12 protein-coding genes are annotated in these 12,835 nt (G+C 72.5%); 7 read left to right on the forward strand and 5 right to left on the reverse strand.

Features of this window, described 5'->3' with window-relative positions; genetic code table 11:
* Together AB0J52_RS10970 and AB0J52_RS10975 are read left to right on the forward strand one after the other, a co-directional pair.
* A partial coding sequence (locus AB0J52_RS10970) for an SIS domain-containing protein (protein WP_500181399.1) occupies nucleotides 1-894 on the forward strand: 894 nt, incomplete at its 5' end.
* Entirely contained in the window at nucleotides 891-1,826 is a 936-nt protein-coding gene (locus tag AB0J52_RS10975; RefSeq protein ID WP_500181400.1) for a cation diffusion facilitator family transporter, read from the forward strand. The genes AB0J52_RS10970 and AB0J52_RS10975, both read left to right, overlap by 4 nt.
* A 147-nt stretch (nucleotides 1,827-1,973) precedes the next feature.
* Here the strand turns inward: AB0J52_RS10975 and AB0J52_RS10980 are convergent, their stop codons facing one another.
* The gene (locus AB0J52_RS10980; protein WP_500181401.1) at nucleotides 1,974-3,263 is read right to left on the reverse strand and encodes a hypothetical protein; all 1,290 of its coding nucleotides are present in this window, start codon (nucleotides 3,261-3,263) and stop codon (nucleotides 1,974-1,976) included.
* Nucleotides 3,264-3,690: 427 nt separating this feature from the next.
* On the opposite strand from AB0J52_RS10980, the gene AB0J52_RS10985 reads away from it, so the two are divergent.
* On the forward strand, nucleotides 3,691-5,319 hold the full coding sequence (locus tag AB0J52_RS10985) for a sensor histidine kinase (RefSeq protein WP_500181402.1): 1,629 nt from the start codon (nucleotides 3,691-3,693) through the stop codon (nucleotides 5,317-5,319).
* Between the two features lie 129 nt (nucleotides 5,320-5,448).
* Complete coding sequence (locus tag AB0J52_RS10990) at nucleotides 5,449-6,126, forward strand: response regulator transcription factor (RefSeq protein WP_500181403.1); 678 nt, start codon at nucleotides 5,449-5,451, stop codon at nucleotides 6,124-6,126.
* Nucleotides 6,127-6,268: 142 nt separating this feature from the next.
* On the opposite strand, the gene AB0J52_RS10995 is transcribed toward AB0J52_RS10990, so the two are convergent.
* Nucleotides 6,269-6,562, reverse strand: a complete 294-nt coding sequence (locus AB0J52_RS10995) for a hypothetical protein (RefSeq protein WP_500181404.1) — start codon at nucleotides 6,560-6,562, stop codon at nucleotides 6,269-6,271.
* A 29-nt stretch (nucleotides 6,563-6,591) separates the two neighbouring features.
* Entirely contained in the window at nucleotides 6,592-6,963 is a 372-nt protein-coding gene (locus AB0J52_RS11000; RefSeq protein WP_500181405.1) for a MerR family transcriptional regulator, read from the reverse strand.
* Nucleotides 6,964-7,086: 123 nt separating this feature from the next.
* Here AB0J52_RS11000 and ahcY (AB0J52_RS11005) point away from each other — a divergent pair, with 123 nt between their 5' ends.
* The 3 genes from ahcY (AB0J52_RS11005) to AB0J52_RS11015 all read left to right on the forward strand — a co-directional run bounded on the left by ahcY (AB0J52_RS11005) (nucleotide 7,087) and on the right by AB0J52_RS11015 (nucleotide 11,237).
* On the forward strand, nucleotides 7,087-8,517 hold the full coding sequence (ahcY, locus tag AB0J52_RS11005) for an adenosylhomocysteinase (RefSeq protein WP_500181406.1): 1,431 nt from the start codon (nucleotides 7,087-7,089) through the stop codon (nucleotides 8,515-8,517).
* A gap of 276 nt (nucleotides 8,518-8,793) precedes the next feature.
* On the forward strand, nucleotides 8,794-10,053 hold the full coding sequence (gene ahcY, locus AB0J52_RS11010) for an adenosylhomocysteinase (protein WP_500181407.1): 1,260 nt from the start codon (nucleotides 8,794-8,796) through the stop codon (nucleotides 10,051-10,053).
* Between the two features lie 206 nt (nucleotides 10,054-10,259).
* Nucleotides 10,260-11,237, forward strand: coding sequence for a hypothetical protein (locus AB0J52_RS11015; RefSeq protein WP_500181408.1), 978 nt, complete (start codon nucleotides 10,260-10,262; stop codon nucleotides 11,235-11,237).
* Nucleotides 11,238-11,461: 224 nt separating this feature from the next.
* Here the strand turns inward: AB0J52_RS11015 and AB0J52_RS11020 are convergent, their stop codons facing one another.
* Nucleotides 11,462-11,851 (reverse strand): MerR family transcriptional regulator, encoded by a 390-nt coding sequence (locus AB0J52_RS11020; protein ID WP_500181409.1) that lies wholly within the window; start codon nucleotides 11,849-11,851, stop codon nucleotides 11,462-11,464.
* A gap of 29 nt (nucleotides 11,852-11,880) precedes the next feature.
* Nucleotides 11,881-12,835: MFS transporter (locus AB0J52_RS11025; RefSeq protein WP_500181410.1), on the reverse strand; the 955-nt coding region annotated here is incomplete at its 5' end.

Raw genomic sequence — 12,835 nt, forward strand, 5'->3', positions numbered from 1 at the left:
CCGGTGCTGACCGTCCGCGACCACCGGCTGCCGGGCTGGGTGGGCGCCGCCGACCTGGTGATCGCCGTGTCCTGCTCCGGCGGCACCGAGGAGACCCTCGCGGTCGCCGCGGAGGCCGCCCGGCGCGGCTGCCGGCTGCTGCTGGTCGGCGGGGCCGACTCGCCGCTGGCCGGGCTCGCTGAGCGGGCCCGCGGGCTGTTCGTCCCGGTCCGGTCGGTGGGGCAGCCGCGCGCGACGCTGTGGGGGCTGACCGTCCCGCTGCTGATGGCGGCCCGCGCGCTGCGGCTGGCCGACGTCCCGGACGAGGTGCTGGAGTCCACCGCCTCCCGGCTGGAGGACGTCGCCCACCGCTGCCGTCCGGACAGCGAGCCGTTCGTGAACCCGGCCAAGCGCATCGCGCTCGACCTCGCCGGCGACGTCCCGATGGTCTGGGGCTCCTCGCCGATCGCGGGCGTCGCCGCCTACCGGATGTGCTGCCAGCTCAACGAGAACGCCAAGTACCCGGGCGTCTTCGGTGAGCTGCCCGAGGCCGGCCACAACCAGATCGTCGCGTTCGACGGGTTCTTCGGCCGGGCGGCCGGCGGCGGTGATCCGGACGACTTCTTCCGCGACCGTTCGGACGAGGCCGAGCACGGGCTGCACCTGGTCCTGATGCGCGACACCGACGAACTTCCGCAGGTCGCGAAGCGGCGGCGGGTGTCGGCGGAACTGGCCGCGGCGCGCGGCGTCCCGGTCACCGAGATCCGCGCGGAGGGCGAGCACCCGCTCGAGAGAATGGCGACACTTGTAGCCGTTGCCGACTATGTCACGGTTTACTTGGCGATCGCACTGGGTGTCGACCCGACCCCGGTGGCGACCATCCAGGAGCTCAAGGCGAGGATTGCGGACGTATGAGTGCTGAAGGCGGAGGCAAGGCGATCATCGCCGCGCTGGGGGCGAACCTCGGGATCGCGGTGTCGAAGTTCGTCGCGTTCGGCTTCACGGGATCGTCCTCGATGCTCGCCGAGGGCATCCACTCGGTCGCCGACTCCGGCAACCAGGTGCTGCTGCTGGTCGGGCGCAAGCGGTCCGAGCGCGAGCGCAACGAGCGGCACCCGTTCGGCTACGGCCGCGAGCGCTTCTTCTACGCCTTCATCGTGGCGGTCGTCCTGTTCACCGTCGGTGCGGCGTTCTCGCTGTACGAGGGCTTCCACAAGATCCAGCACCCGGAGAAGGTCGAGTCCCCGGTCTGGGCGTTCGCCGTGCTGGTCATCGCGATCGTGCTGGAGAGCCTCAGCTTCCGGACCGCGATCGGCGAGGCCAACCACACCCGCGGCTCCCGCTCGTGGGTCCAGTACGTCCGGCGCGCCAAGGCCCCCGAACTCCCCGTCGTCCTGCTGGAGGACGCCGCCGCGCTCATCGGCCTGATTCTGGCGCTGCTCGGCGTCGGCCTCGCGGTCCTCACCGGCAACGGCATCTGGGACGGCGTCGGCACGATCGCGATCGGCGTGCTGCTCGCCGCGGTCGCGACCGTCCTGTCGATCGAGACCAAGAGCCTGCTGATCGGCGAGGGCGCCGACCCGGAGACCCAGACCAAGATCGTCGAGACCCTCGAGTCGGTGCCCGAGGTGGACCGCGTGATCCACATCCGCACCGAGTACGTCGGTCCCGAGGAGCTCCTCATCGCCGCCAAGATCGCCGTGCACCACGACGAGACCGCCGCCGAGGTCGCCCGCGGCATCGACGCCGCCGAGGAGAAGGTGCGCGCCCGGTTCCCCGAGGCGCGCCTGATCTACCTGGAGCCCGACATCGACCGCTCCGGCGCCCAGCCGACTCCCACCACCTGAGCTCCCCCGAGCGCTCCGGCCCGCCTCGCGCACGTCGCGATGCGGGCCGGACTTTTGAACCACGCCTTCTGAGTGGGCCCCGCCTTTCCCAAGTGGGCCGCGTCTTTCCCGAGTGGCCCCGCGTTCGAACGGGCCTGGCTTCCGTGATCAGCGGGGGCGCGGGGTGTTGGTCCAGGTCAGGGCGGTCGGGGGCGAGCCGTCCGCTCTCCCGACCGCACCCGCCGCGCGCACCTCGCGGGTGCCCGGAACACGGGTCAGCGCGCTGATCGAGGCGGAGGCTCCGGCGGAGGCGCCCGGCAGCGGCGGACGGGAGACGTCCCAGGCGGCCCCGTCGTAGTGCGCGAGGTAGTGCCGGGAACCCGCGCCCGTGCCGGAGATCCAGACGCCCCTCGCGCCGTCCGACACGATGGCCGCCGTTCCGTCCGTCCCCTGCGGGCTCGCGGTCCGGCCGCCCGGTGGGCCGGACAGCGGCGTGGGGACGAGCGCCCATCCGCGGCCGTCCCAGTGCTCGACGAACGGCGCGCCCGAGGGGCCGGAGCCGACCGCCCACACGTTGTCCGGGGCGAGGGCGACCACGCCGGACAGGGGACCGCTCGGAGCCGACCGCGGCGGAGCCGTGGGAGTCCAGGAGCGGCCGGTCCAGTGGAGCAGGAGCTGCCCGTTTCCGCCGGAGCCGACCGCCCAGGCGTCGTTCGGCGCGTCGGCCGCGACGGCGTTCAGGGTGCTTCCGGGCGCTGAGCGCGTCGGGGTGACGGTCCACTTCCGTCCGTCGAAATGCCAGGCCACGGCCATCGTTCCGGCGAATCCGTTGGAGCTCCCGACCGCCCACACGTCCGAGCGCGCGCGCACGGCCACGTGGTTGGCGAGAATCGGTCTCCCGCCCGCGCCGGGCAGCGCGCTGGGCGTCCAGTGCCGTCCGTTCCAGTGGGCGGTGCGGGCCGTGCCGTCCGCGCTCGAACCGACGATCCACGCGTCGTGCGCCGATCCGGCCGAGACCGCGCTGAGGCGGGTGCCGTCGGGCAGGGGCAGCGGTGTCCGTCGCCAGCGGGTGCCCGTCCAGCGCAAGGCCAGCGGGGCGGATCCGAGTCGTCCGACGGCCCAGCCGCTCTTGGCGGACGGCGCGCTGATCCCGGTCAGGGACGATTCGCCCGTGAGCCCCTCGGGACGCAGGAAACGCCAGCACCAGCACTCGTTCAGCCGGGTCGCCCGGTGTGCCCGGCGGGTGGTCGAGGTGACAGGCGAGGACGCCGCCCTCGCAGGCGATACGGGCGTCACACAAGCCCCGAACTGGGAAAGGGCGCCCGCCCTACAGGACGCCGTCTCGGCGCCGGTGGCCGTGGCGGGCGCTGTCAGCGTCGTCGTGAGCGCCGCCGCGGCGAGCGACGGCGGGAAGGCGGTGAGAGCGATGGTCCGCGCGCGGTGTCGTTGAAAGATCATGAAACCCCCCGGACAACGATTGTCCGGCGGGGCGCGGGCGGGACGGGGGAGCGGCGGGCAAAAGCCGCGTACAGATCATGGGAAGGCAGCTCCCCTCGCCGGCCGGCCGGATGCCGGATCGACCCCAGCCCAGGCAAGATCGGCGTTGCCCCCGGAGGGAGGCAGGCCGGCCGACGCGGGGCGCCTTCCATGCACGCCGACCGGACCCCTGAAAACCGGACGGCATCGCGTGACCTCGACGGCCCGCCGAACCCCCTATGTCGGCGACGCCGCCGCGTCGGTCACGGTTAAGAGATTACGGCGGCGGCTCTCGTCCTGACGTCCCCCTCAGGGAGGGAACGCATGTCGTCCTCCAGGGGGATACGGGTCCTCCGCATGGCTCCGCACGGTGAGGTGTGGCAGTCCGTACTGCGGTCAGACTGGAAGGGTGACCAGCGACGACCATTCCGATAATCCCGCCCCGCCGACCGCGTTCGGCCCCGCCCTCGCGCGCCACGCGTGGCTGCTGTCCGGACGGGTCGTCGCCGGCGTCGGCCAGCTGCTGCTGTGGATCCTCACCGGCCTCGGCGCGGTGCTGCGCCCGCTCGGGCGGCGCGTCTCCGCCCGCCTCAACGGGCCGCGCGTCCAACCGCCCCCGGGCGCGGTACCGGGAGCCCCGGGCGCGCCGGGAGTCCCGCCTGGCGGTGCGGCGTCCACCACGGTGACGGCGCCGCTGCCCCGGTGGATCAACGGATGGCGCGAATTCACCGAATCCTGGTACTTCGCACCGCTGACCGGATTCGCGCTGACGATCGCGGCGCTCGCCGAGCTCGCCCCGGGCGTCCGGACGCCGATCAGCGTGGCCGGCGGGTTCGCCGTGGCCTCGACGCTGCCGCTCATCTGGCGGCGCGAGTACCTGCGGCCGGTCGCGGCCGTCGCGCTCGGGGCGTTCGCGGCGAGCCTGCTCACCGGGCAGGAGGTGCTGGTCACGACCGTCCTCGCGGCCCTCTACACGCTGTACGCGCTGGCCCGGCAGCTGCCGCGCCAGTCGGCCGGGGTGCTCGCCGTGGGCAGCGTCGTGACCGTCGCCGTGGTCTACCTCGCCACCGACACCCTCAGCGACGTCCCGTGGCCCGCCGCCGTCGTCGCCGTCCTGGCGGCGATCGGCCTCGGCGACGCCCGCCGCACGGTCGAACGCGCCGGACGCACCGAGGCCGCCGCCGAGGAACGCAACAACGAGACCCTGACCAGGCTGAACGCCGTCCAGCGGGAGCAGGCCGTGATGCGCGAGCGGGCCCGCATCGCGCGCGAGCTGCACGACGTCGTGGCGCACTCGGTGTCGATGATCGCCGTCCAGGCGGAGACCGCGCCGTACACGATGGAGAACCTGTCGCCCGAGGCCCGCGCCGGCTACACCGAGATCGCCAGGACCGCGCGCGAGGCGCTGGTGGAGATGCGCCGGCTGCTGGGCGTGCTGCGCGCGGACGCGGGCGCCGGAGCCGAGTCCGCGCCGCAGCCGCGCCTGGACCGGCTGCCCGAGCTGGTCGACCAGCACCAGGGCGCGGGCGGCCGCGCCGACCTGGTCGTCCAGGGTCGGCCGCGCGACCTGTCCGCGACGGTCGAGCTGTCGGCGTACCGGATCGTCCAGGAGGCGCTGACCAACGCGCGACGGCACGCGCCGGGCGCGGACGTCCACATCGAGCTGACCTACCTGCCCGACCGGCTCGCCGTCCGGGTCCGCGACGAGGGCGCGGACGGGCAGACCAAGATCCTGAACCTGAACCAGGCGGCGGGCCCCACTGCGGTGCTGCCCACCGCTCCCGGGGGCGGGCCGACCGGCGCGGGACAGGGGCCGACGGGTGCCGGGTACGGCCCGTCAGGGGCCGGAGACGGCCCTTCGGGTGCGGGGAACGGGCAGTCGGGCGGCGGCCACGGGATCCTCGGCATGCGGGAACGTGCGACCATGCTGGGCGGACGGTTCTCCGCCGGACACGCCGCGGGCGGCGGGTTCGTGGTGGAGGCCGAACTTCCGTTGACGAGGGAGGACCCCGCCGGTGAGCCAGGGACGAGTCGCTGACCGCGGCGACACGACCGGAACCGCACCGCCCGTCCGCACCGCTTCGGCCCGTCCGGCGCCGTCCGGTCGCCCGTCCGCCGGGCCGGCGTACGGAACGCGGGCGGACGCGCGGCGGTGGGGAGCGCTGCCGTGATCAAGGTCCTGGTCGTGGACGACCAGACGATCGTGCGCGCCGGGTTCGCGGCCCTGCTGGACGCCCAGCCCGACATCACCGTCGCCGGCCAGGCCGGGGACGGCCGCGAGGCGGTCCGGCTGGCCCAGCAGCACACGCCCGACGTGGTGGTCATGGACATCCGGATGCCCGGCATGGACGGCATCGAGGCCACCCGACGCATCCTGGGCGGATCGGCCACCGACGGCACCCGCGTCCTGGTGCTGACGACCTTCGACGTGGACGAGTACGTCTACGAGGCCCTCGCCGTCGGCGCCAGCGGCTTCCTGCTGAAGGACGCGACGGCCGACGAGCTGGTCTCCGCCGTCCGGATCGTCGCCCGCGGCGACTCGCTGCTCGCGCCGCAGGTCACGGGCCGCCTCATCCGCGAGTTCAGCAAGCAGCGGCGGACGCGTCCGACCCCGCCCGCCGCGCTGTCCACGCTGACCGCCCGCGAGACCGAGGTGCTCGTCCTCATGGCGGCGGGCCTGTCCAACGCCGAGATCGCCGCGCGGCTCGTGGTCAGCGAGCACACGGTGAAGACGCACGTCGCGAGGGTCTTCACGAAGCTGAACCTGCGTGACCGGGCTCAGGCCGTGATGCTCGCGTACGAGTCGGGTCTGGTCGTCCCGGGCGAGAACGGCGCGTCCGAGTAGATCCGCGGCGGTGCCGACCGTCCGCCCGGTGTTCTGCCTCCACGCCAAGGAGCTGTTGCTCAGCGGTCGGCAGGAGGCTGCCCATACGGGGGCTGCCCATAGGCGGGACCTAACGGGGGACTTGGCGGAGTGTCCGGACGGCCTACCGAACCGGCACCCGGGAGCGGCGGCGGGACGAGACGACCATGCCCGCCAGGCAACCGGCGGACAGCACAGGGCCCGCCGCGGCCATGACGTAACCCCACCTGTGAAGAGCGGCCCTCCGCTCCTCGTAGGTCTGGACGTACACCCGGCCCCGCGTGGACGTCCTGCAGACGTCGTCCGGGGCCATGCGCACGCCCTCGCATCCGGGCGGGGCGACGAGCCGGTAGACGCCCCAGGCGAGCAGCAGGATGCCCGCGACGACGCCCACCAGCTGGGGGATCTTGTCCTTCATACCTGGTCGGCTGCTCCCGTCGGGGGTGGTCAGGGCTGTGTCCTGCCCGAGCGTAGACCGGGCCGGCGGAGCAGCCGCAACGCCTTCTCCTTCTCGAAGTCCAGCGCCCGGGCCGGCGGGGCGGACAGCCGTCCGATGCGTTCGCCCAGCTCACGGACGCGCGCCTGGACCTCGGGCTCGGCCAGCACGCGCACTCCGAAGGCCAGTTCGGCGGGGCCGATGTCGAACCTCTTCTCCAGCGCCAGAGCGAGGGCGACGGCGCGCAGCTCGGCCTCGCCGAAGCGCCGGTGCCCGCCGCCCGCTCCCGAGTCGCGGGTGGGCGGCAGCAGGCCCAGCCGCTCGCGGTAGCGGAGCATGCGGGGCGAGGTGCCGAGCCGCCGAGCGGCCTCCGTGATGCGCATGGGGCCAATTCTGACAAATTTGTGTCAGGAAGTCGCGGCCGACCGTTCTCGCCGCCCGCCCCCGCCCCTAGACTCGCTCGCGTACGGCGTGTCCGAGGATCGCAACAGAGGAGCAACGGAAGCATGGACTACAAGGTCGCAGACCTTTCGCTCGCCGACTTCGGCCGCCGGGAGATCCGGCTCGCCGAGCACGAGATGCCGGGTCTGATGGCGACCCGCAAGGAGTACGCCGACTCCCAGCCGCTGCGCGGGGCCAAGATCATGGGCTCGCTGCACATGACGATCCAGACCGCCGTCCTGATCGAGACGCTGGTCGACCTCGGCGCCGACGTGCGCTGGGTCTCCTGCAACATCTTCTCCACCCAGGACCACGCGGCCGCGGCCGTCGTCGTCGGCCGCGACGGCACCGTCGACGACCCCAAGGGCGTCCCGGTCTTCGCCTGGAAGGGCGAGACGCTGGAGGAGTACTGGTGGTGCACCGACCAGGCGCTGCGCTGGCCGGACGGCTCCTTCCCGAACATGATCCTGGACGACGGCGGCGACGCCACCCTCCTCGTCCACAAGGGCGCCGAGTACGAGGCCGCCGGGGCCGTCCCGTCCGCCTCCGAGGACGACCCCGAGGAGTGGAAGATCATCCTCGACACGCTCCGCCGCACCATCGCCGACGCCCCCGGCCGCTGGACCGAGACCGCCGCGTCCGTCAAGGGCGTCACCGAGGAGACCACGACCGGCGTCCACCGCCTGTACGAGATGGCCAAGGCGGGCACGCTGAAGTTCCCGGCGATCAACGTCAACGACTCGGTCACCAAGTCCAAGTTCGACAACAAGTACGGCTGCCGCCACTCGGTCCTGGACGGCCTGAACCGCGCCACCGACGTGCTCATCGGCGGCAAGGTCGCGGTCGTCTGCGGCTACGGCGACGTCGGCAAGGGCTGCGCCGAGGCGCTCAAGGGCCAGGGCGCGCGCGTCATCGTCACCGAGATCGACCCGATCTGCGCGCTGCAGGCCGCCATGGACGGCTACCAGGTCGCCGTCCTGGAGGACGTCGTCGGCATCGCCGACATCTTCGTCACCACGACCGGCAACAAGGACATCATCCGCGCCGACCACATGGCGCAGATGAAGCACCAGGCGATCGTGTCCAACATCGGGCACTTCGACAACGAGATCGACATGGCCGGGCTGGCCCGCACCCCCGGCATCGAGAAGATCGAGATCAAGCCGCAGGTGCACGAGTGGCGCTTCGCCGACGGCCACTCGATCATCGTCCTCGCCGAGGGCCGCCTGATGAACCTGGGCTGCGCCACCGGCCACCCCTCGTTCGTCATGTCCAACTCGTTCACCAACCAGGTGATCGCGCAGATCGAGCTGTTCACCAAGACCGAGGAGTACCCGGTCGGCGTGTACGTCCTCCCGAAGCACCTGGACGAGAAGGTCGCCCGCCTGCACCTGGACGCGCTGGGCGTCAAGCTCACCACGCTCTCCAAGGAGCAGGCCGACTACATCGGCGTCGACGTCGAGGGGCCGTACAAGCCGGACCACTACCGCTACTGACCGACCCACCGCGAGCGGCACCGCCCTGGCCGGCACCACCCGGCCAGGGCCTCCGGGCAGCGCCCCGGCCGCGCGCCCAGCGCGGCGGCAGGCCGGGGAGACCCACGGCCGGGTTCCTCCGAACTCCCTGCGAAGGGGCCCGGCGGGACGCGCCGGCCGTGGAACCGCGGGGTAGGGTCCGGACGAGCCTGGGGCCGCCGTGCCGACCGGGGAACCGGTCGCGCGGCGGCTCCGTCGCATCCAGCGGAAGGCCGAAGATCGACTGAGGGAGATCGGATGAGCGACGTCGCGGACGCCTCGCTGGCGTACGAGGGCGTCAAGCGGATCGAGTGGGCCGACCGGAGCATGCCGGTGCTGCGCCAGATCCGGGAACGCTTCGCGGCCGATCTGCCGCTGTCCGGGCTCCGGGTCGCGGCGTGCATGCACGTCACGACGGAGACCGCCGGCCTCATCCGCACCCTCCAGGCGGGCGGCGCGAGCGTCGCGCTCGCCGCCTCCAACCCGCTGTCCACGCAGGACGACGTGGCGGCCGCGCTCGTCCACGAGTACGGGGCCCAGGTCTTCGCACGCGCCGGAACCGACCGCGAGGGCTACTACCGGCACATCCACCAGGCTCTCGAGACCGCACCGGACCTGGTGCTGGACGACGGCTGCGACCTGGTGAACACGCTGCACACCGAACGCGTCGACCTGCTCGGCACCGTGCGCGGCGGCTGCGAGCAGACGACGACCGGCGTGATCAGGCTGCACCAGATGGCCCGCGAGGGCGCGCTGCGCTTCCCGATGGTGGCGGTGAACGACACCGACACCAAGCACATGTTCGACAACCGGTACGGCACCGGCCAGTCCACGCTGGACGGCATCGTCCGCGCGACCAACACCCTGCTCGCGGGCAAGACGATCGTGATCGCGGGATTCGGCTACTGCGGACGCGGCCTCGCCGAACGCTCCCGCGGCCTCGGCGCCCGCGTGGTCGTCACCGAGATCGACCCGGTCAAGGCCCTGGACGCCGCCCTGCAGGGCTACACCGTCCTGCCGATGGCCGAGGCCGCCCGGGCGGGCGACGTCTTCATCACCGTCACCGGCAACCGGGACGTGATCACCGCTGAGCACCTGGCGGTCATGAAGAGCGGCGCCATCCTCGCCAACTCCGGCCACTTCGACGTCGAGATCGATGTGCGGGCCCTCGCCGACCTGGCCGTGGCCGTCCACCCCGGCGTCCGTCCCCAGGCGGACGAGTACGTCCTCGCCGACGGCCGCCGCCTCGTCCTGCTGGCCGAAGGCCGCCTGGTCAACCTGGCCGCGGCCGAGGGCCACCCCGCCGCCGTCATGGACATGTCCTTCGCCGACCAGGCACTGACCTGCGCGTGGCTGGTCGAGTCCGCGCCCGCTCTCCCGCCGGCGGTCCACGAGGTCCCGAAACACATCGACACCGAGGTGGCCCGCCTCAAGCTGGCCTCCATGTCCATCGCCATCGACGCCCTGACCCCGGAACAAGAGGACTACCTGCACTCCTGGCGCCTCGGCACCGCCTGACCAGCCGCTCGGACGCTGCGGCCTCGCGGCACTCGTCGTACTCGCCCCCTCTCAAGAATCGGGAGAGCACGCACCGAGCCCCCGGTTCAGCCCGGGAGCGCGGAACCGGGTGCCGTGGGACGCGAACGGCGGACAGCGGGGGGACAACGCTGTTCCTTGAGACGCAGGCTGCGGGCAACTCTGCTTCCTGAGATACCGTCAGCCGGGTGCCCCGCGGAACATACCTGCACCTGGAGGACGGCACCGAGGAGCGCTTCCACTGCGCCCCCGGCCCGGGCGGCTGGCGTTATGTCGGCTCCCCCACGGACGGGACGCGCCTCGACCTCGTTGTGGACTCGCGCTGGCGGCAGATCAGAGTTGAGATCGTCACCCCGGACTGGTGGCTGCGCGGCGGCGTCACCGGACGCGAGATCACATGGGTCCGCGCCACCTCGTCCGGCGAAGCCGTCGAACACTCGGCCGCAGCCTCAGGCTTCCTGAGCGAATCGCCGGCCTTCCTCATAGCGGCCGCCCACTACCTGACCAACGCACGCTCGCAGTCCCCGCATCCGGCAACGAACAGCCTCGCCTCTGTGAGCCCCCCACCTCCGAGCCCCACGCTTTCGAGCACAGCCTCGGTTCCGGACTTGGAAAACGCACGGGTAGCCGCCGCGTCGTCGGCTAACGCCCTTCCGATCACCGGGTCCCCAAACGCCGTCCCTTCGGGGGCTGCGTCCCTGGCCGCGGAGAAGGCAAGCCTCGCGGCCGACGCGGAGAGGGCGAGCTTCGCGGCGCTGGGGATCGGGAGAGACGAGGCTGGGCTTCCGTCAGCGGCCGTCTCCTTCGCGGATGGCTTGGATGAGGCAGCATCACACTCGGAGGAGTCAGGGGCCGGGGAGTTCGGGGACGTGGGCGGCGGAGATGCGACGCTCTCCGCATTGCCGGGCGGAGCGGCGGTGGACGTGCGGCTTGTGCGCGTGACCGGGCTCGCGCTGGCGACTCTGACCGAGGCATGGCGCTGGCGGCTCGCCTCCGTGGCAAGGCATGAGACCGACAGCGGCTCCCTGCCCGTCGAGCAGTACGAAGTGACGGACCTGGCGACCGGCGAGGTCCATCACGTCCACCTGGCCGGTGATGTCGTCCTGGACGCGCCAGGCATCGAACTGATCGAGCTCGACACTCCGCCCAACTTCCTCACGCGTTGAGATGACGACGCAGGTGGCGGAACAAGGGGCGATGGTCCGGTCAACTCATGCCGTCGCACCACGACACACCATCACCCCCCCGACCCAAGATCCACCTCAGCCGAACACCAGGATCTGCCGGACAGTCGCTGGTTCGAACATCGAACCGTCCGTCGGCAGGGCCCTGACACTTCCGGAGCGGGGGCGACCGCTTCAAGCCGTCCCCGACGTCGCGTCCGCTGGGCTCAGGCGACCTCTCGGCCGGATCGTGGAGTGGGGCGCTGCAGGTCGTCCAGGCGGGCGGCGAGTCGGTCGTGCACCACGACCAGCTCGTTGATGCGCTGCCGGAGCAGCGCGAGTCGCTGCTGGAAGACCTCGGCCTTCGGGCCGGACTCGGCGCAGACGTGGTCACCGAACAGGTCGTCACCGAGGCACTCTCCGAGCGCCCGCAGGTCCTTGCTGGTCAGCCCGGACGCCAGCAGCAGCCGGATGTTGTCCACCACACGTCCGGCCTCGGGGCCGTACTCGCGGTACCCGTTCGCCGACCGCCGCGAACGCAGCAGTCCCTGTTCCTCGTAGTAGCGCAGCGCCCGCGTCGTCGTGCCCGTCGCGCGCGCCAGCTCCCCGATGCGCATGCCGTCGCCTTTCCTTCCGCCGCCCGAGATCACTGCCGTGCGGGATCGACTCCGTGCGACGCGTCCATCATCCCAACGGGCAGGGCGGTCGCGGAACGGTGGTGTGCTGCCATCGCGACGCCCCAGCCCAGCGCGGCGACGGCCGCGCCCGCCACCGGCGTCCAGCGCAGGCCTGGACCGACGTCGATGACGCGTCCGCCGAGCCAGCCGCCGAGCGCGATGCCGAGGTTGAACGCCGAACTCTGCAACGTGAGCGCCAGCGTCCGCGCCCGGCTGGACGCCACCTCGATCATGCGGGTGTTCACCGTTGGGATCACCGCGTAGTACGCCGCGCCGAACAACAGCAGGAACACCGTCGCTCCGACCCGTTGCCCGGCCAGCAGGCCCAATCCGAGCAGTGACACCGACAAGGCGGCCATGCCCGCGACGATGGAGCCGGTCACCGTCCGGTCGGCGAGCCGTCCTCCGGCCAGGCCGCCCACGGTCCCGCCGACCCCGAACAACAGCAGCAGGACGGTCACCGCCGTGGAGCCGAACCCGGCGACCTCGCTTAACAACGGCGTCACGAACGTGTAGGCGGTGAACGCTCCGGCCGCGCCCAGCGCCGTCACCGCGATGACCGTTTGGACGCGCCGGTCGGCCAGCACCCGCAGTTCGGCCGCACGCCCCTCGGATCCGCCCGGCGCCGCGTCCGGGACGATCGGCGCGACCAGTACCAGCGCCACCGTCGCGAGCGCCGCCATCGCCCAGAACGTCACCCGCCAGCCCGACCAGTGGCCGAGCGCGGTGCCCAGCGGCAACCCGGCGATCATCGCGAGGCTGAACCCCAGCGACACCCGCGCCACCGCCGAGCCCTGCCGTTCCGGCGGGGCGACGTCGGCCGCCACCGCGAAGAACACCGGCATCAGCGCCGCGTGCGCGAGCGCCGCCGTCAGGTTGTGCTGGAACGGGTAGGGCACCCAGCGCTCCCCGAACCGGATGTAG

This window comes from Spirillospora sp. NPDC049652 (assembly GCF_040675125.1).
Taxonomy (GTDB): domain Bacteria; phylum Actinomycetota; class Actinomycetes; order Streptosporangiales; family Streptosporangiaceae; genus Spirillospora.